Genomic DNA, 19,769 nt, shown 5'->3' on the forward strand with positions numbered 1-19,769 from the left:
TGACCATCAGTGTCAGCCCTTTTTTGTATTTACAAACTTCGATGTGTATATTGGTCGGCAGTTAAAAATACGGTCAATTAGACCTTGAAGAAGGAAACATCATGCAAGTTTACGGTTGTTGTGAATTAGTTCGCGAGCTTTACGCTCAGATTGGCAGTGGCGATCAAGCCTACATCCCACAGGCGATCAGTTGTGCGGTAAAAGCGCTAAATGAGATTGCGGCTGATGAGTCACTACCCAAAGAAGCGCGCGAAAAAGCCGCGTTTGCTGCAGCCAATCTACTGATCTCGGACTTCGAGGATAAGTAATGAACCTGGCTAACTTCGAGAGCATGGACCCGATTATGCTCATGAGCATCGTCAACATGAAACTGCGCGATGACTTCGGTGGCAACTTGGATAAGCTCGTGGCGTTCTTCGAGATTGATAAGGCGGCGCTGGAAGCCAAGCTAGCAAAAGCTGGGTTTGATTTTTTGCCTGACGCAGGCCAGTTTAGATAATTAGGTGCGGGGACGGGCTTGCCCTTCCGGGATCCAACGAGTTGAATTTTTTCAGCATGTTGCTCGCCCTCGCTCCATTTTATTTATCGATACATCATCATTAATAAAGGGATATACTCGGTTGTTAAGTAACCGCCAATACCGGCAAAGGCAGCCCCTGCATAATTTAGGCTTTCCTTAAATCTCACTTTTTTCTCCGCAACCGTTCCAAGGCCCACGCCAATTAAATGGATTAACGCAGTACCAGATAAAAATCCCATGACAAACAGTTCAGGGTTTACCAGCCTTGTAATTTGCGTTCCATGCGCATAGCCGTGAAACACACCAAAAAAGCAGGTACCGATGGCCCCAACCAAAATGGCAGGCTTGTAACTGGTAAAAATCGCAACACCAAGTACCAAGACCGAGACTGCAATCGCAAAATCAACCACGATCAAACGCACGCCAGTCAGAGCAAAATAGCCGCCAAAGACCATCGCACCAATAAAAAGCCCCGGTAGCAACCAAACAAATCGCCCACCTAATCGTGCACTGATGATCCCAACAGATAGCATCGCCATCAGATGATCAATACCCATCACTGGGTGAAGCATTGCGCTAAAAAATCCTGCATCCAGCATACGAACATGGGCGTGAGCTGGTGCTGAAAAAATGAAAAATAGAGCCAGTAAAATCTTCATATCAATGAGGTTGCCCCGAGCAAGGGCAACCTTTCCTTGTTATCAATTATTGTTGGTAGATCGCTTGGATTTCTTGCTGGGTTAGTGCGCGAGCCCACACCTGAGCATCGCTGATATACCCCTCAAAAGAGCGCTCATCCTCTTGACTGCCATCACCGATAGACCAGCCACCAGCTAGGTTTAGCTGATTACCATTTGCATCAGCATTCCAGATGATATCTGCGCCCTTCTCTTCTTGGGCAACTAGCTCACCGTCGATATAGACACTAAGTAGACGACTATCGTAAGTTGTCACAACATGAGCCCATTTATCGAGTTCACCCATTTGTGAGTTAACTCGCAAGAAGTTAAAGCCTTCATGCTCACCATATTCAGCACGTGTCATCGCACTGCCAACAGCCCACATGGTGTTATTACGAGAGCCTAGACAGAAACCATCGTGGTTACGCTGACCAATACCAAAGTAACAGCCCCAATTTGATAGACGTTTAGGCTTAAACCATGCAGAGATGGTAATCTGGTCTTGACCAAGCCATTTACTTGGATCATCGTAAAGCTCTTGGTCAACTGGAGTGATCATCAGATTCGAACGCCCATCGAAACCTGTCTCTAGCACAGTGCCACGCTCTTGATCTTCAACCCAACGAACTTTGCTCTCATCTTCAACTTGAACGGCCAGTGGTAGAAGGCTGATGTTGTCGTAGTGACCATTAAGCGGCAAATTAACCGACGATTGATAGTTGATAGGCGTCACATCGCTGTTGATGACGGTGAGCGTTTCCGTTTCTGACCAATCAGACCAACGCTGCATTTCATCTCTGTAACGTGCTTTGACGCAGTACTCGCCCTCAGGCAAAGCGTACTCTTGATAGAAATCAGTATCTTGACCTACATATGCAACCGTAATATCAACATCTTTGTTACGATCAATGCCGACATAGTCCTCGTCATCCACTGCGCCAAAGATATTCTCGATATCACGCTTTATCACCAACTCAGGCGTATTTAGGTCACACTCTTGGGTGTACGGATTTGGCTTGACCAGTGCAAACTCAGTACTGAACATCTGTGCGTCAACAGCACTATTGTACGGTGTCAGAGCAAGCTCTAAGGTGTCATTTTGCATATCAAGCTCATAGGTTGACAGCATCAGTGACGGCGCATCGGGCGCTACACCAGACTTGCTCAGACGGAACTCGTCAAGTAGCTCTGGCATCTGCCCCATTTCATGAGGATTGACAGCATTACCCGTCGTCCAGGTCTGAATAACAACCTCGTCGGTATCGTAATCAATATCGATTAACTGGAAGTTGTGGGCCTGCTGAGTACGAGAAACATCGGCGTAGTCGTTTAGACGATCTGTACCGACTAGAGTCTCATAATCGGCCGGATCATCTGATCGTTTGGTCCAATACTCGTCAAAGGAAGCACCACCACTGATGATGTGGTAACCGCTATGTTCTTCGAACGCACCACGAGCATAGTTGTGGGTGTGGGCACCAACATGCATAGCAAACTTATCGGACTTGGTTAACTCCTCGGCAAAAACACGTGCGACCAGTTCTTGCTCATCATTGCTGTTGAGTTCAGAACGCATTGGGTGATGACTCACCGCGAAAATCCAGTCAACGCTGTCATCTTGATCGGCGGTTTCCACCACTTCACGTACCCACTGGCCCTGTCGGATCATTTCATCACCGGTCATATGGCTGCGGCTGGTCTCGCTGTTAAGCATGACAAACAACACACGTCCCTTTTGGAATGCATAGTATTCCTCACTGTATTGAGGAAGCGCTTGGATGCCTTGGTAGTGCATATGATCATATTTGAAATGCGCAAAATACAGTGATGCTGTAGGGTCAGAGAAGTACTCATGGTTGCCCAGCACGGTGTAGAACGGTAGCTCTCCCGACAGGTACTTCATTTTATCAAAATGGGTATAGCGGTAGTCGTGCAGAGTTGATTCATCCACCTGGTCCCCAACATTAAGCACCAAACTCGCTGCCTTGGTCCCCTCTTCAGGATATTGCTCATCGAGTACACGCTTGGCACCTAATACCAAACGTTCAATACGATCGTCCTCTGCATACTGATGATCACCAATCACCAAAAAGCGGAAGTTACCTTGTTTACGATCATCTGGCGCCGCAACAAAACTAAACTCTTCAGAAGCCAAGTTGTCAGTAATGACACGGTAGTAATAGGTTTGTCCAGACTTAAGTCCGTCAATCATGGTGGTGTGGTAATGATATTGATAGCCTAGCCTTTGATGCTGCCCATAGACTTCATACTGGTATACACCTGGTTTGGTACCAAAAATTACTTTTGACTCACTGCCAGCATCTGTTCGCCAACTAACCACCATCGTATCGTCTTGAGCAGACATTAGGTAGGGCTCATTGATCAAGAGGTAGTCTGCTGGATCGAAAGCGATCCCATTATCAGCATTATCATTTGAGCTGGAATTACAGCCTGATAAAGCGAGAGCTAAAGTCACACTGACCGCAGCAGCTCTTAGTCTTACGTTTTTCATTTTCTCTCCAAAGAATATCAAATTAAAATCTGATATATACCAGAAAGGTATAACTTATTTTTTGGAGTTGTCGAAAATATGACAGCCAGGGAACTTAACTAAATGTTCATCCTATTGAATAAAATACATCATCTACCAATCATAATTTGGTTAAACCAGAACTACTTTTTGTTTGTTGTGTCTGTCAAAACTCATTTTCCAGGCCTTCAAATGAGCCTGAGTGCTACCTCGTTACCCTTACTTTTGAACTAGACCACTGTCCGTTTGAGTAAAGGGGTGCCATTTACGCGACCTTGTATTACCCATCCTTTTTAAATCCTCGGAATCGCCGAAAGACTGACACTATTGTAAGTAACACTATTACACCCCCCCCAAAGCTACCTGATTGGGCTTTATCATCGTATGCCTTGACCCCGGTACCTTGGTAAGAACGAGTAAAGGGATCGGCGGAAAAATCTGAATTACTCTCAGGTAAACCGTTTGGTGTGTTGTCTAAAATAAACTCAGTATGCATGGCGATATCGGTATAGCCTCCAGGAGGCATCGCATTGCAAGCGCTAGCGCCGAAGCCTACCAACCCAAGTAAGCGCAGGCCAAAACCATCATTGGCATCTTGGTGATTTTTCCATACCAAAGGACCACCAGAGTCGCCATTACAGCTATCACGAATAAAATCGGGATCCGGCATAGTCGCGCAAATCACCTTAGGCAATTCGAACGGCCATTGGTCCTGGCAGATATCTAAAGGCACACCGGTCAGCGCCGTTTGCAGCAGGTGAATAGAATCTGAGTTAACGTCCTGCCCGTGAGTCAGCCCCCAGCCAGAGACGATTAAATTCTCGTCACTTTTTCCTCCAGGCACATAGGCTAAGTCAAACTCGTTTAAGGCGGCGCGACGCTCCTCTGCAGAGGCCAGTTTTATCGCTAGCGCAGCGGGCTCCTGGTTAAGCTCTAACACTGCGATATCATTATCAAAGGTCGAGTGGTTGTAATCTGGATGAATAGTGACATTGGCTTTAGAAACATAAATCGGCGCAATAGAGGGCTCAATAGCGCTATCGATGGGAAGGAAGTCGCGCAGGTCGTTGCTGCCAGCAAACACGCTGATCGCCTGCCCTTGGCTGCTGTCGTCAGATTTCACTCCATCAACACAGTGGGCAGCCGTTAACGCATAGCGATTACCAATATAAACGGCACCGCATTTATAGTTCCAACCGTCCGTTTTCTCTACAGAGAGGAACAACTGCCATGGCAATTCACCTGCCAGACTTTGGATCCCCCCGACAATCCTAGGTTCGATAGAAATTGGGGTGGCTATCGCTCCCCCGATAGTGCTGATTAGAATCAGGCAAACAAGAGATAAAGACTTCATTACTATTTCCATATACGTCAAACATCCAGTTGTGACTAATCTTTAATCACATTGCGTATTATGCTTGATACCCAGCGAGTACTCAAAGACGTTTACTTATTAATTAGTTGAAATAGGAGAAAAAGATTTGTCTCTATTGAGTATAAAGTCGATGAAGTATACGAAGATTGCTAGGGTATTTTGTGTAAGGAAAGGATTAGGTGGTTGCTGTAAGCTCAATAAGACACAGCGAAAAGATAGAGGGGCACCATCACAGAGGGTAGATTAACTGATTAGTGCCCGATCGTCGGTATTACAACGCGAGTGAACTATGAACGCGAAGCCGCGAAGGTTTCTAACTCACTGAGGGTGGCCTGTGAAATCAGCTCCCCATCAAGATAGTAACTGACGCGCTCACCATCTTTGACGCCAATGAGTGTTGCACTGGCTCCATCACTATAGCTGATATCCATTTGCACCGTGTTGTCATCCACTTTCATCATCTGACCTTGCTCAATCGTACGTGTATTGGTCACTGGTGGAAGCGGTGCGCTGTGCAGTGAAGGGTCAATTTGATCATTGACTTCGATATAGGTGTCTGTCTTGGTATCAAAGATGTGCGGAGAGCCATTGATCGGGTTTTTCCCGGTCCAGAACTCAAGCGAGTTAACCACGATGTAGTCCGCTGCGAGTGCCACACCATACACAGGTGCCAGCAGCATATTCAGGCCACCACGAGCATAACGGTTATCGACCGCCTTGACATTCAGCTCCATGACCATGCCAGTAATTGCATTGCTACCAACACAACCCGACAACGCAAGACCACTGCTTGCCAATACCGCTAATTTGGTGAGTTTGGTGTTCACTTTAGATTCTCCCTTGATCAAAAACGGCGCGATCATAATCAAGTCTGGGGTGGGGACTGTTAGCATAGTGTCAAAGAGCAGAGGCGGAAATTCAGAGGCGAGAATCGAGAGTCGAGAGGCGAGGAGGGTAAGCGGGTGCTGCAGGATAGTCGCACCTAAAATCGCCTCTTTGAAATTGAACGTGATGAGGAAAAAAATCAAAGGCAGTTAGTGATATTCGATAAGCATCAACGATCTCCCCTCGTCTCTCGCAGCAAAGCGATCTCGCCTCTCGCCTCTTTGCCAAAGGGAAAAAAAAAGCCAGTCATCAGACTGGCGTTTTTAAAATTAACCGATGTTCTTACGAGCATTCTGGAACATGCGCATCCACGCGCCGTTCTCGCCCCATGAGTCCGGAGCCCAAGAGTTTGCTACCGTGCGGAAGACACGCTCTGGGTGTGGCATCATGATGGTTACGCGGCCATCTTGAGTCGTTAGACCTGTGATAGCGTTTGGCGAGCCGTTCGGGTTGTTCGGGTACTGCTGCGTTGGGTTACCGTGGTTATCCACGTAACGCACCGCTACGGTACCTGATGCTTCGATCGCTGCTAGGTGCTCAGCATCGCGAACTTCAACGCGACCTTCACCGTGCGATACCGCGATAGGCATACGCGAGCCTGCCATACCATCGAAGAATACCGAATCAGACTTCTGTACTTCAACTAGGCTAAAACGCGCTTCAAAACGCTCAGATTCGTTGCGGACAAAGCGTGGCCACAGGTCAGCACCTGGGATCAGCTCTTTCAGGTTCGATAGCATCTGACAGCCGTTACACACACCTAGAGAGAAGGTGTTGTCGCGGTTGAAGAAGCCTTGGAACTGGTCGCGAGCTTGTGCGTTGAACAGGATAGACTTCGCCCAACCTTCACCTGCACCAAGAACGTCACCGTAAGAGAAGCCGCCACAAGCTACTAGGCCTTGGTACTCATCTAACACCGCTTGACCGGTTAGGATATCGCTCATGTGGATATCGGTTGCTTCAAAGCCAGCACGGTCAAACGCCGCCGCCATCTCAACATGCGAGTTAACACCTTGCTCACGCAAGATAGCCATCTTCGGCTTGGCACCCTTAGCGATGTAAGGAGCAGCAACATCTTCGTTGATATCAAAGCTTAGGTTTACGTTCAGGCCTGGGTCTGAGTTATCTTTCTTCGCTTCGAATTCTTGGTCAGCACATGCTGGGTTGTCACGTAGGCCTTGCATCTTGTGCGTGGTCTCAGCCCAGATAGTACGTAGCTCGGTACGAGAGCGCTCAAGGACCACTGCATCACCTGAGGTAATCACAACATCGTCTGACGCTTCTACGCTACCGATAACGTGTGAACATGCTGCTAGGCCGTTAGCAGCAAGTACCGCTTTAACCGCATCTAGGTCGTCATTCTTAACCTGAACCACAGCGCCCAACTCTTCGTTAAATAGCGCCGCTAGTGTATCGTCGCCAAGCTGTGCGATGTCTGCTTTCAGGCCACAGTGACCAGCGAATGCCATCTCAGCTAGAGTAACGAATAGACCGCCATCGCCTTTATCGTGGTAAGCCACCAGTTTGTCATCGCGTACTAGAGATTGCATCGCATCGAAGAAGCCTTTTAGCTGCTCAGCGTTGTCAACGTCTGCAGGCTTATCACCAAGCTGCTTGTAAACCTGTGCAAGCGCCGTTGCACCTAGACGGTTTTTACCGTTACCTAGGTCAACAAGTACTAGCGAAGAGTCGCCTTTGTCAGTACGAAGCTGAGGGGTAACCGTCTTACGTACATCTTCAACACGACCAAATGCAGTAATAACCAGTGACAGTGGAGAAGTCACTTCTTTGCTTTCACCGTTGTCTTCCCATTTAGTCTTCATCGACATTGAGTCTTTACCGACTGGGATAGTTAGGCCTAGTGCTGGACATAGCTCTTCACCTACCGCTTTAACCGCTTCGTAAAGACCTGCGTCTTCACCTGGGTGACCCGCTGGAGACATCCAGTTAGCCGACAGTTTGATGTGCTTGATATCGCCGATATCCGTCGCTGCGATGTTAGTTAGAGACTCACCGACTGCAAGACGCGCTGATGCGCCGAAGTCGAGTAGAGCAACCGGAGTACGCTCACCCATCGACATCGCTTCACCATGGTAAGAGTCATAGCTTGCTGCTGTTACTGCGCAGTTTGCTACAGGAACCTGCCATGGACCAACCATTTGGTCACGTGCCACTAGACCCGTTACCGTACGGTCACCGATGGTGATTAGGAAGGTCTTCTCAGCAACCGTAGGCAGACGAAGAACGCGGTCAGCGGCTTCGTTAACTTCAATGCCGTCTCGCGTGATCGCTGGGCTATCCACTTTTAGCGTTTTAGCATCACGGTGCATCTTCGGCGTTTTGCCAAGCAGGATATCCATTGGCATATCGATTGGCGTGTTGTCGAAGTGAGAATCCTCTAGCGTCAGGTGACGCTCTTCTGTTGCCACACCAACGACTGCGTATGGTGCGCGCTCACGCTTACAGATCGCATCGAATACGTCCATATTCTCAGGCGCAACTGCCATTACGTAACGCTCTTGCGATTCGTTACACCAGATCTCAAGCGGGCTCATGCTCAGCTCGTCGTTCGGTACGTCACGCAGCTGGAACAGACCGCCACGCTCGCCATCGTCACACAGCTCAGGAAGTGCGTTCGAGATGCCGCCCGCGCCCACATCGTGGATAAAGGCGATTGGGTTTGCATCGCCTAGCTGCCAACAACGGTCGATCACTTCCTGACAGCGACGCTCCATCTCTGGGTTTTCACGCTGTACTGAAGCAAAATCTAGGTCTTCTGCCGACTGACCAGACGCCATAGAAGACGCAGCGCCGCCGCCCAGACCGATGTTCATCGCTGGACCACCAAGCACGATAAGCTTCGCGCCAACTGGGATCTCTTTCTTCTGTACGTGCTCGTCGCGGATGTTACCCATACCGCCGGCAATCATGATTGGCTTGTGGTAGCCACGCACTTCTTCGCCTGCATGAGAAGTCACTTTTTCTTCGTAGGTACGGAAGTAACCAAGTAGGTTTGGACGACCAAATTCGTTGTTGAACGCCGCGCCGCCCAGTGGGCCTTCTAGCATGATGTCTAGGGCGTTAACGATACGACCTGGCTTACCGAAATCTGTTTCCCACGGCTGCTCAAAACCTGGGATACGCAGGTTTGAGGTTGTGAAACCAACTAGGCCCGCTTTTGGCTTACCACCGATACCGGTTGCGCCTTCATCGCGGATTTCACCACCAGAACCTGTCGAAGCACCCGGCCATGGCGAAATCGCGGTTGGGTGGTTGTGCGTCTCAACCTTCATCAGGATGTGCGCATCTTCGTTGTGGTAGTTGTACTGGCGAGTCTCTGGATCTGGGAAGAAGCGACCGACTTTAGAACCCGTCATAACCGCCGCGTTATCTTTGTAAGCTGATAGCACGTGATCTGGCGTGGTTTCGAAGGTGTTCTTGATCATCTTGAATAGAGACTTGTCTTGCTCTACGCCATCGATGGTCCAGTCTGCATTGAAAATTTTGTGACGACAGTGCTCTGAGTTTGCCTGAGCAAACATCATCAGCTCGATATCGTTCGGGTTGCGACCCAGCTTAGTGAAGTTCTCAACTAGGTAGTCGATCTCATCTTCAGCAAGGGCAAGGCCAAGAGAAACGTTCGCTTCTTCTAGCGCCGCGCGACCGCCAGCTAGGATATCAACGTGAGCAACTGGTGCAGGCTCTGCAACGGTAAATAGCGCTGCTGCTTGCTCCAGCTCAGTGAATACCGCTTCCATCATGCGATCGTGGATCAACGCTTTCACTGCCTGAACTTGCTCGTCAGATAGTGCCGCTGATGTCTCAACGTAGTATGCCGTGCCGCGCTCTAGACGTTTTACTTTGTCTAGGCCACAGTTGTTCGCAATATCAGTCGATTTTGATGACCAAGGCGAGATAGTGCCTGGACGAGGCGTCACTAGAAGTAGAAGACCTTCTGGCGCGTGCTCTTCGATCGTCGGACCGTAAGTCAGCAACTTCTCAAGCTTCTCAATCTCTTGAGCGTCAAGATCCGCTGTTAGGTCTGCAAAGTGCATAAACTCGGCGTAAATACCTGTTACAGGTAGGCCTTGTTCACGACAAAGTTCCAAAAGTTTGTTTACACGAAACTCAGAAAGAGCTGGGGAACCACGCAAAATTCTCATGTGCTTAGGTCTCTTATGCAATGTATTAAGATAAAATTAGCCTAAATTCAATAACTTACTCCCGCAAGCCTTGAACTTATGTCAATGTCATCTCCCGTTTGCGGGCGCATTATAAAGGATTTAGATTTGTGATGTAACACCCAAAGCAACCGTTTGCGTCATTTTTTTTCATTTCGCTGCGCTTGGTCATTATTGGGCGTTTATTTACTTCCCGCAGCAAAGGCTTTGCTCCCCCTGCAACAGCTGTTATACACTCTTGCTAAACACTATCCTCAAGTGACCTCGAGTTGCAGACCTCAGACTTTGCTTGAGGATATAAATTCTGTTTGACGTTGGTTGTATGCTTAATAAAACTCAAGTTTTTCTCGCCACTCTGTTGTCGAGCTTATTGGTTATCACTGGTTGTCAGTATGACTCCACCCCGCGCAGTGAGCTGCAAGAGATCAAAGATCGCGGCGTATTGAGAGTGGGCACAGTCAACAACCAACTCTCTTACTATATTGGCCCTGAGGGACCTGCGGGGCTCGATTATGAGCTGGCTCGCCAATTTGCCAAAGAGCTTGGCGTGCGTCTCGAAATACGCCCTGCGTATCGGATGTCGAATCTCTACCCTGCTCTGCAAAAGGGTGAAATTGACATCATCGCGGGGGGGCTGACCCAAGCAAGCAGCCAACATACGCCCTTTCGAGCTGGCCCAGCCTACTATTATGTCAGCCAACAGCTAGTGTATAAAACTGGCACTTGGCGTCCGCGTAATCTTGATCAGCTGGTGGAGCGCTTGCCACAATTGCTCACCGACAACGATATAGAAAACACGCTAAGTATCGCCGATAACAGTGATTTTGCACGCACCTTTAGTAGCATTAAACAACTGAATCCTAGTTTTCAGTATGCGGTGGCAGAGGATACCGATGTCAGCCAGCTGCTGCTAGGGGTATCGACAGGTAAACTGCAATTTACCGTCGCAGATTCAGTGGAACTCTCGCTGTCGCAGCGCATTTATCCAGAATTAGCGATTGCCTTTGAGCTAACCGAGGACCAACCCGTATCGTGGCTACTCAGACGCTCGGATGATGAGAGCCTATACGCGCTGTTGATTGAGTTCTTTGGCTACAGCAAACAAAGTGGTTATCTCGATAAACTCGAAGAAAAATACATTGGCCATATTGGCAGCTTTGATTATGTTGATACTCGCGCGTTTATCCGTGCTTTGGATAATACCTTGCCAAAATACGCCCCACTGTTTCAACAGTACGCTAGCGAGTTCGATTGGCGCCTGCTAGCGGCACTGGCCTATCAGGAGTCTCACTGGAAGCCTCACGCCAAGTCACCGACCGGTGTGCGTGGAATGATGATGTTGACCTTACCCACTGCCAAGAGCGTTGGGGTGACCAACCGACTCGACCCAGAGCAGTCAATTCGTGGTGGTGCCGAATATCTGCGGCGCATGGTTAATCGTATTCCAGACTCAATTGCTGAGCACGAGAAGATCTGGTTTGCCCTGGCCTCTTACAACATTGGGTACGGCCATATGATGGATGCCAGGCGCTTAACCCGAGCTCAGGGAGACAACCAAAACGCTTGGGCAGATGTCAAAGAGCGACTGCCACTGCTGAGACAGAAGAAATACTATAGCCAAACACGCTATGGCTATGCTCGCGGTGACGAAGCGCAGCAATACGTTGAGAATATTCGCCGCTACTACCAAAGCATCATTGGCCATGTTGAGAAACACCCGGAGCTTGAGGGTGATGGCAACCAAGAGTTTGTGGTGATCGAACCTGTGGCCTCAGCAATCAATCGCGAAATCGGCAAGCCTGACAATAGCCCAGAAGAGCAGCGTTCAGAGGTTGCTGCAACTGACGAACTTAATTCAGCACGATCGACTGCTCAAAACCAGTAAAACCCTAAAAATCGCTAGCAATCCGCGAGCGATTTTCCTTGATTTATTGCACTAAAGCCCTAATATAGGGGTTTGTCGTTATTTTACGACTATTGAGTTTGGAGGTTAGTATGCTTAGAAGAAGACGACTATCTCAGCGCCTCAATAAAACAGTTTCCGCCAACCGTCGCAAGCGTGTGCTTGCTGCCAACAAAAAGAAACTGATCAGACGCAATAACACCTTCGTGCAAGTCTTGTCACGCTAGGGTTTTGCGCCAGATAGCATCGCGCTAGGTAGCCAAAAGACGTTGCTCGGGATAAAAAATCACACTCGGGCAACCATCCTCTCCTCTACTCCTGTTGATCTCTTTTCACCTGTTTCAGGGCTTTAATCTCTTTACGTCGACGTTTAAAAAACGCCTGCAGCTGCGCACGACATTCATCAGCAAGTAACCCACCTTGGACTTCGGCGTAATGAAAAGCCGCATCACTGTTAAACAAGTTAAGTACGGTGCCTGCCGCACCAGCTTTGAGATCGCTAGCACCGAATACCACTCGATTGACTCGGCTGTGCAAAAGCGCCCCAGCACACATTGGGCATGGCTCTAATGTAACGTACAAGGTGGTATCCAATAACCGGTAGTTCTCGAGCACCTTTCCCGCTTGTCGTAGGGTCTGGATCTCCGCGTGTGCCGTCGCATCATGGTCGATAATTGAGCGGTTGTACCCTTGAGCGATAATCTCACCACCTTTAACTAGCACAGCCCCTACCGGCACCTCGCCCTGCTCTTCTGCGCGAGCTGCCAGCTGCATGGCCTTGCGCATAAAGTGCTCGTCTTGCTCACTAAACACGTTATCTATCGGCTCCATTGTTGCCCTTTACCCTGATAATAAAACCACGTCATCATACCGCCCTCTCACCGATATCCCTAGTGTTAACACATACTCTCGCACTCTATTGCTCACCTAGGCAACGAATCACTGCCCCTGAACTATACTTGCGATCAGATGAGCCCACGACAGCAAGGATAGAAAATGACTGAACAGTTTATCAAATCTCGCGCCGCCGTAGCTTGGGGTCCCAAGCAGCCACTTAAGATGGAAGAGGTCGATGTGATGCTTCCGAAAGCTGGCGAAGTATTGGTGCGCATCGTCGCCACTGGCGTCTGTCATACCGATGCCTTTACCCTCTCAGGAGATGACCCTGAGGGTATCTTCCCTTCAATTCTTGGTCATGAAGGTGGTGGCATCGTAGAGCAGGTTGGTGAAGGGGTCACCAGCGTGGCGGTTGGCGATCATGTGATCCCGCTATACACCGCAGAGTGTGGTAAATGCAAGTTCTGCACCTCAGGCAAAACCAATTTGTGCCAAGCAGTGCGCGAGACTCAAGGTAAGGGGCTGATGCCCGATGGTACTACCCGCTTTTATATCAACGGCGAGCCGATCTATCACTATATGGGCTGCTCAACCTTCTCTGAATACACTGTTCTACCAGAGATTTCTCTGGCCAAGGTCAACAAGCAAGCGCCGCTAGAAGAAGTGTGCCTGCTTGGGTGTGGCGTGACCACAGGTATGGGCGCTGTGCTTAACACCGCCAAGGTCGAAAGTGGTGATACGGTGGCTATCTTTGGTCTTGGTGGTATCGGCTTATCAGCCATCATCGGAGCGCGAATGGCAGGGGCAAGTCGCATCATTGGGGTGGATATCAACGAGAGTAAGTTTGAACTTGCTAAGCAGCTTGGCGCAACCGATACCATCAACCCGCAAAAACTCGATAAACCAATCCAAGAGGTGATCATAGAAATGACCGATGGTGGCGTCGATTACTCATTCGAGTGTATCGGCAACGTCAATGTAATGCGCCAAGCCTTAGAGTGCTGCCATAAAGGCTGGGGCGAGTCAGTCATTATCGGAGTCGCGGGGGCCGGACAAGAGATCTCGACCCGCCCCTTCCAGTTAGTCACTGGACGTGTATGGCGTGGCAGCGCCTTTGGCGGGGTCAAAGGGCGCACTGAGTTGCCAGAGATTGTTGAGCGTTATATGGCAGGTGAGTTTGGTCTGCAGGAGTTTATTACTCACACCATGCCGCTTGAGGAGATCAACCAAGCCTTTGCCTTGATGCACAAAGGAGAGAGTATCCGTAGTGTCATTCACTACTAATACTGAACGACGATGTCTCAATGCAGAATAATTAGGATCGCAATATGCCACTAACAAAAGTAAGCCAGGCCAAGGTATTTGGCGGCTGGTATCAGCAATATCGCCATACATCAAACGTTGTGAACTGCGAGATGCGCTTTGCGATCTTCCTGCCACCTGTCGCAAGTAAGGCTGCACCTGTCCCTGTCGTATATTGGCTATCTGGCCTCACCTGCACCGATGAAAATTTTATGCACAAAGCCGGCGCCTTTCGCCGCGCCGCTGAGCTTGGGCTGGCGATCGTCGCCCCAGACACCAGCCCACGTGGTGACGATGTCCCAGACGATCCAAATGGTGAGTACGACTTTGGTCATGGGGCGGGGTTCTATCTCAATGCCACTCAACCTCCTTGGTCAACCCACTACCAGATGTACAGTTACATCGTTGATGAACTGCCGGCCTTGATCGAAAAGCATTTTCCAGTCACTGCGGAGCGCGCTATCTCGGGTCATAGTATGGGCGGCCATGGCGCCATAACCATCGGCCTACGCAACCCTGAAAAATTTTGCTCCATCTCCGCATTCAGCCCCATCGTCAACCCCTCAACTTGCCCTTGGGGCCAAAAGGCTTTTCAGCACTACTTAGGCACGGATCAGACCAAGTGGAAACAGTACGATAGTGTTGAGCTACTCCAAACGCAGCAAAGTATCAATCCGATACTTATCGACCAAGGCGAGGACGACCCATTTCTCGAGCAACAGTTACAACCGAATAAATTACTCGCCGCTGCCGAGCAGACGGGCCATGTTTTTGAGCTAAGAATGCAGCCCGGCTACGACCATAGCTACTTTTTTATTCAAAGCTTTATCGATGACCACTTAAGCTTCCATGCCGCCCACCTGTTTGCCACTGATGATGACTAGTTAAAAACACACCTAGAATGCAAAAAGCCCGTCACGAGGACGGGCTTGGACTGACTCAACTTGACGACGAATTACATCGTGTAAGTGTATGGTGCTTGAATACCTAGTGGGATACCCAGTGCCCAGTAAGCCAGTAGGAAAATAGTCCAACCGATCAGCATCGCAATCGAGTACGGCATCATTAGTGATGCTAGAGTACCGATACCTGTGTTCTTCACGTAACGCTGACAGTAAACAACCACAAGTGGGAAGAAGACCATCAGAGGAGAAATGATGTTCGACACAGAATCACCCACACGGTACGCCGCCTGAGATAGCTCTGGAGAGATACCAACAGCCATTAGCATCGGAACTAGGATAGGACCAATCAGTGCCCACTTCGCTGACGCAGAGCCAACCAGAAGGTTAACAAACGCAGTTAGAAGGATCATACCAACGATAGTCGCTTCACCAGCAAGGTTGGCCGCTTTTAGGCCTTCCGCACCGTATAGCGCCAGCATAGTACCGATGTTTGACTGAGCAAACGCCGCGAGGAATTGCGCACAGAAGAACGACATTACAATGTACGCACCCATGGTCGACATTGTGTCGCCCATCGCCTTGATCACGTCATTGCTGTTCTTGAACGTGCCAGAAACACGACCGTAAACGTAACCAGGAATAATAAATAGGATAAAGATCAGCGGAACGATTGACTGCATTAGTGGTGCAGAGAATGCCGTGATTTCACCTTCTGGTGAGCGCAGTGCTGATGACTCAGGGATAATGGCTGCGATTAGTACAGCGATACCTGCCATCATTGACCAACCCGCTGCGCGGAATGCTTTTGATTCAGTCTCAGTGAAAGTACCTAGATCCGGCGCTTCTTCTGCATCATCATCGATAGCAGTACCTGCCAGGCGAGGCTCAATCACTTTCTCAGTCACAACCCAACCGATACATACAATCAAGATTGAAGAAAGACCAGTAAAGAAGATGTTAGCTAGCGGGTTAACAATGTACTCAGGGTCAAGTACGTTTGCTGCTGTTTGCGTGAAGCCCGCGAGTAGTGGGTCGATACCCGATGGTACGAAGTTTGCCGCAAAGCCACCCGATACACCAGCAAATGCCGCTGCGATACCCGCAAGAGGGTGACGACCCGCTGCGTGGAAGATGATACCACCTAGGGGAATAACCAGTACGTAACCCGCATCCGCTGCTGTGTGTGACACGATAGCAACTAGGATCAGCATTGGCGTGATCAGTTTCGCTGGCGTGAAGTTCAGCATCTTCTTAAGGCCAGTGGTGATAAAGCCTGACGAGTCAGCAACACCAACACCCAACATAGCAACCAGTACGATACCTAGTGGTGCGAAGCCAGTAAATGTCGTGACCATGTTTGCTAGGAAGCTTGCTAGCGCTTCACCTGTTAACAGGTTTTGTACTTCTAGCGCATCACCCGTGCGTGGGTTGATCAGGTCAAAAGAGACGTTTGAAAGTGCTGCAGATGCAACCCATACGATTACCAGTGCCCAGAAGAACAAGATTGCTGGATCAGGAATTTTGTTACCTGCGCGCTCAATGAAGTTTAGAAAGCGATCCATGCCGCTCGGCTTCGGCTCAGGCGCTTTATTAATAGCTTGGTTACTCATGATTAATCCAATTTGTTTTTTGTGTTGCTTAGGTCGACTTCGATGCGAGTCATTTTACCGACGAGTATTCTAGCCAATTAGCACAAAGAAAGCACAAGTATCTGTAGTATTTTGTAATATTAGTGAGATATTTTGCAAAAAACCAATCCACGTGCAACAAGAATAGAACAAAACTGAAGCAAAATAAAAACCAACCCTCTACCTTTTGTTTTTACTTTTACTATTTTTGGTTGTGTTCGCTGTCGCGAGCAATCGCGGTGACCAAGGCAAACGTTTGCCCATTACCAAAACTATCTTGCCAATGGGCGTGAATCATGACGATTTTCACTGCCCCAGAAAAATGCTCACTAACTTGCCACTCTAGTTCTATCTCATGGTCGGTCTGTTCGCGATGAGAGGCCAGATCATGGTATTTGACCTCACTGGTAGCCCCGAGCCCCCGCCTACGCAGACTTTCAAAGCGGGTCTCAATCAGCTCTAGGGCTTGTAGACGCTTAAGTGATTGTGCTGTGCGCTGCTCAAGCTCTATATGCAGACCAATAACTCCAATCGAAGTCACTGATACCAGCAGTAGGCTGACCAACAGCTCAAGTAAGCTTGCACCAAATACACCACGCTTACTCAACATACCAGCCAGCCGGCAGCCATTGCGCCGCACCGCGCAATTGCATTTGGTTGAGTACATCTCGATCAAACCTTATCGTCGGTGAGCCGGTGAATAGGGCGATCTGGTGCTGAGTGTCTAAGAACACCCCGCCACGAATCGCGCCATTGCCAGTCTGGATAAAAGTGGCGTGCAAAGGTGTGACAGAGCTTAAATCACCAAACACTCGCTCGAAGCGTTGCTCAAGTGACTGACTAATTACTGCCTCAACATCGACAACTTGCGTCCATTGTGTTGAGTCCGCCCTATAACTCTGATTGAGATGGACAATCACCACTGTTAGATCGGTCACCAAGTCAAGCATAAACACCCCGTCTTGAACCAGGATCAGCAGCAGAGTGGCGGGCTCAAGGCGCTGGATTTGATTTAACCGCTCAACATCACTGGCACTCAGGCGGCAGCCGCCCTCAATCCAGACCTTATTGATTGCACCTGGCTGTAACTCAGTTGCAAAGCTCTGGTAGCAATCGTTGATGTTAGGCAAGCTTGCAACATGAATGAATCCATGCTCTGAGCTGTGTCTGACCTTATCGGACGCCTCACGCTCGATACCAAACAGATCCTCGAACGGGCTCAGGTTTTGCTCAAGTTTAACGTCAAGTTTTGCGCGGCGAACAATGGTTTCAGTGTTGGCTTCCAACCACACACCACTCTCGTTCAAAGAGTCGGTGTAATAGGCATCGTCACACCATTGAACGCCATGGTTATTCTCACTCTGACCCCAGCCGGTGATACCACCACTGACCAAGCGCTGCGCAACCACTGCCGCAATACAGTGATAGAAAGACGTCACGGCGTCGGGAGGACCCAAATCCACACTTGAGAATGTCAAACTTCCGGCGACAATAATATCCGCGTTACTGCGCAGCCCTGACTCTGCCTTGTAACGACCGAAGTCGAGCATTCTTTTTACCGTCATATAGCCATGCCTTGCAATTAAGGTATCAGGGACGGTTTCGTCACTGCCCAGCGTATCAAGAGCTAACGCATCAGCGGCTAGAGCCGAGCAAGACTCACTAACCAAAGGGCTAACCGTGATTTGCTTCGCCTCACGTAAATAGGCATAGCCACACTCAAGCCCCCCCTCTGCTCGCCAATAGCTTTGGGCATTAGTTAGGGTCATATTGATGCGTTTGATTTGATACAGTGCGCCCTGCGTCAAGGCAAAAGCGCCCAAGCTTGCAAGCAGCATAATTGTCCCAGTCACCAACAACACCGAAGTGCCGCGCATATACCGTTGCTTCACTGCCAGTTCCTCTGTGTAACCTGCCTTGTTAGCTCGTAGCGCACACTCGGATCGTCAACTAAGTAGATCTCTAGTGTCACCCCAACTTGAGCACTCTGAGCGACAGAACTGTTTAAGCTCAGCGACTGCAAGGTAAAATGGTCAACGCCAATCTGCTCGGGATGAAACAGGGAGTAGCAGTAGCCAAGAAGACTAGATTGTGCCGCTAATTCGATACTTAATGGGGTCGTGGAATATTTTTCACAGATCTTAAGGCTATGGGGCGGCTCAAATTTATACACAACATGGCGAATATCATCGGCATCAGAGGTTGAGACTTGATAAACGTAGCCGAGCAGTGGCGGAGATTCCTGAGCAAAAATGACTGATTCGACATCAGCAAACGTCACCGATTGCTGGCCATCACGGCGAAAACCAGCGCGCGCTAGATCTTCGATGAGCTGCTGCATCACAAATTGCCCGTTATGGGTCAGCATCACCTGCTTGGTGCGTACTGCGCTACTACCAAGCAAGCTTAAATAGAGTGTTGTCACCGCCCCAATGACGGTGCAGCCAAGGGTGGAGACCAGCAGCAGCTCAATTAATGAGCCCCCTCTAGCATGCCGTAAAGCCATACCATGCCCCTTCGACGCCACACACCACAATGCGACTCGCTGCGTAAGAGGATTTCAGCTTCAACCGGCGCTCTGGCGTGCGTTGACTAAAAATTTCCAAGCTGCCTGATTTAATTTTGCCCGTCGCGCCCATCAACTTAATCTGATTGGCGGTATAGCTAGTGCGCAGCTCTAGTCCCTCAAAGTCACTGCTTGCGAGGATACGTAAAGTCGTGCCACTCCCAAGGGTATCGCTGTCAGTCAGATGTAGCTGCCATGCCTCGTTGTTAGCGTTATCTATCGAAATATGCACCCAAAGGTCGCAATTACGATAGATTGATTCAGTCTTGGCGTAGACAAGCAGGTTGTGCAGCTCATCAGCCAGTAAAGCGACCTTTTTACGCTCTAGGCTAGAGTGCATATTTGGCAGAGCGAACGCAAGTAAGGTCACCAATAACGTGACACTAATAAGTAGCTCTAATAAGCTAAAGCCGTGATTCATCTCGAAGCTTCCCGTGCAAACCTGGTGGGGTAAAAT

The 19,769-nt window shown here is 49.3% G+C and carries 16 protein-coding genes and 1 pseudogene; 6 read left to right on the forward strand and 11 right to left on the reverse strand.

Features of this window, described 5'->3' with window-relative positions; genetic code table 11:
• Positions 1–101: 101 nt before the first annotated feature.
• Positions 102–308: a YaeP family protein gene (locus ACZ5R2_RS14640; RefSeq protein WP_264874941.1), complete on the forward strand. Its 207-nt coding sequence runs from the start codon at positions 102–104 to the stop codon at positions 306–308.
• Positions 308–499 carry a DUF4250 domain-containing protein gene (locus tag ACZ5R2_RS14645; protein WP_464900070.1) on the forward strand — a complete coding sequence of 64 codons (192 nt, stop codon included), beginning with the start codon at positions 308–310 and terminating at the stop codon, positions 497–499. The genes ACZ5R2_RS14640 and ACZ5R2_RS14645 overlap by 1 nt, the downstream gene beginning before the upstream one ends.
• An 83-nt stretch (positions 500–582) precedes the next feature.
• Here ACZ5R2_RS14645 and ACZ5R2_RS14650 read toward each other — a convergent pair whose 3' ends face one another.
• From ACZ5R2_RS14650 to purL, 5 genes are all read right to left on the reverse strand, one after another.
• Complete coding sequence (locus tag ACZ5R2_RS14650; RefSeq protein ID WP_464900071.1) at positions 583–1,179, reverse strand: HupE/UreJ family protein; 597 nt, start codon at positions 1,177–1,179, stop codon at positions 583–585.
• Between the two features lie 46 nt (positions 1,180–1,225).
• Entirely contained in the window at positions 1,226–3,712 is a 2,487-nt protein-coding gene (locus ACZ5R2_RS14655) for a LamG-like jellyroll fold domain-containing protein (RefSeq protein ID WP_464900072.1), read from the reverse strand.
• A 298-nt stretch (positions 3,713–4,010) separates the two neighbouring features.
• A complete protein-coding gene (locus ACZ5R2_RS14660) occupies positions 4,011–5,084 on the reverse strand; it encodes a S1 family peptidase (protein WP_464900073.1) in 1,074 nt (357 codons plus the stop codon).
• 308 nt (positions 5,085–5,392) lie between these two features.
• Positions 5,393–5,932 (reverse strand): DUF3332 domain-containing protein, encoded by a 540-nt coding sequence (locus ACZ5R2_RS14665; protein WP_464900074.1) that lies wholly within the window; start codon positions 5,930–5,932, stop codon positions 5,393–5,395.
• A gap of 327 nt (positions 5,933–6,259) precedes the next feature.
• The gene (gene purL, locus ACZ5R2_RS14670; protein ID WP_464900075.1) at positions 6,260–10,153 is read right to left on the reverse strand and encodes a phosphoribosylformylglycinamidine synthase; all 3,894 of its coding nucleotides are present in this window, start codon (positions 10,151–10,153) and stop codon (positions 6,260–6,262) included.
• A gap of 340 nt (positions 10,154–10,493) precedes the next feature.
• Here purL and mltF point away from each other — a divergent pair.
• Positions 10,494–11,930, forward strand: a pseudogene (mltF, locus tag ACZ5R2_RS14675) (membrane-bound lytic murein transglycosylase MltF); the annotation flags it as partial.
• Between the two features lie 236 nt (positions 11,931–12,166).
• Positions 12,167–12,301, forward strand: a complete 135-nt coding sequence (locus tag ACZ5R2_RS14680; protein ID WP_438460305.1) for a hypothetical protein — start codon at positions 12,167–12,169, stop codon at positions 12,299–12,301.
• Between the two features lie 85 nt (positions 12,302–12,386).
• Here ACZ5R2_RS14680 and tadA read toward each other — a convergent pair whose 3' ends face one another.
• Positions 12,387–12,905, reverse strand: coding sequence for a tRNA adenosine(34) deaminase TadA (gene tadA / locus ACZ5R2_RS14685; protein WP_464900076.1), 519 nt, complete (start codon positions 12,903–12,905; stop codon positions 12,387–12,389).
• 165 nt (positions 12,906–13,070) lie between these two features.
• On the opposite strand from tadA, the gene ACZ5R2_RS14690 reads away from it, so the two are divergent.
• Both ACZ5R2_RS14690 and fghA read left to right on the forward strand, forming a co-directional pair.
• The gene (locus ACZ5R2_RS14690) at positions 13,071–14,195 is read left to right on the forward strand and encodes an S-(hydroxymethyl)glutathione dehydrogenase/class III alcohol dehydrogenase (protein ID WP_464900077.1); all 1,125 of its coding nucleotides are present in this window, start codon (positions 13,071–13,073) and stop codon (positions 14,193–14,195) included.
• Positions 14,196–14,239: 44 nt separating this feature from the next.
• Complete coding sequence (fghA, locus tag ACZ5R2_RS14695; RefSeq protein WP_464900078.1) at positions 14,240–15,097, forward strand: S-formylglutathione hydrolase; 858 nt, start codon at positions 14,240–14,242, stop codon at positions 15,095–15,097.
• A gap of 71 nt (positions 15,098–15,168) precedes the next feature.
• Here the strand turns inward: fghA and ACZ5R2_RS14700 are convergent, their stop codons facing one another.
• The 5 genes from ACZ5R2_RS14700 to ACZ5R2_RS14720 form a co-directional block, all read right to left on the reverse strand.
• On the reverse strand, positions 15,169–16,728 hold the full coding sequence (locus tag ACZ5R2_RS14700) for an AbgT family transporter (protein ID WP_464900079.1): 1,560 nt from the start codon (positions 16,726–16,728) through the stop codon (positions 15,169–15,171).
• A gap of 220 nt (positions 16,729–16,948) precedes the next feature.
• Positions 16,949–17,356, reverse strand: a complete 408-nt coding sequence (locus tag ACZ5R2_RS14705) for a hypothetical protein (RefSeq protein WP_464900080.1) — start codon at positions 17,354–17,356, stop codon at positions 16,949–16,951.
• Positions 17,346–18,638: a hypothetical protein gene (locus tag ACZ5R2_RS14710; RefSeq protein WP_464900081.1), complete on the reverse strand. Its 1,293-nt coding sequence runs from the start codon at positions 18,636–18,638 to the stop codon at positions 17,346–17,348. Before ACZ5R2_RS14710 ends, ACZ5R2_RS14705 begins: the two co-directional genes overlap by 11 nt.
• Positions 18,635–19,252 carry a PilW family protein gene (locus ACZ5R2_RS14715; protein ID WP_464900082.1) on the reverse strand — a complete coding sequence of 206 codons (618 nt, stop codon included), beginning with the start codon at positions 19,250–19,252 and terminating at the stop codon, positions 18,635–18,637. The genes ACZ5R2_RS14710 and ACZ5R2_RS14715 overlap by 4 nt, the downstream gene beginning before the upstream one ends.
• Positions 19,233–19,733 (reverse strand): GspH/FimT family pseudopilin, encoded by a 501-nt coding sequence (locus ACZ5R2_RS14720; protein WP_464900083.1) that lies wholly within the window; start codon positions 19,731–19,733, stop codon positions 19,233–19,235. Before ACZ5R2_RS14720 ends, ACZ5R2_RS14715 begins: the two co-directional genes overlap by 20 nt.
• Positions 19,734–19,769 lie beyond the last annotated feature (36 nt).

It is taken from the genome of Vibrio sabulosilitoris (genome assembly GCF_055391395.1).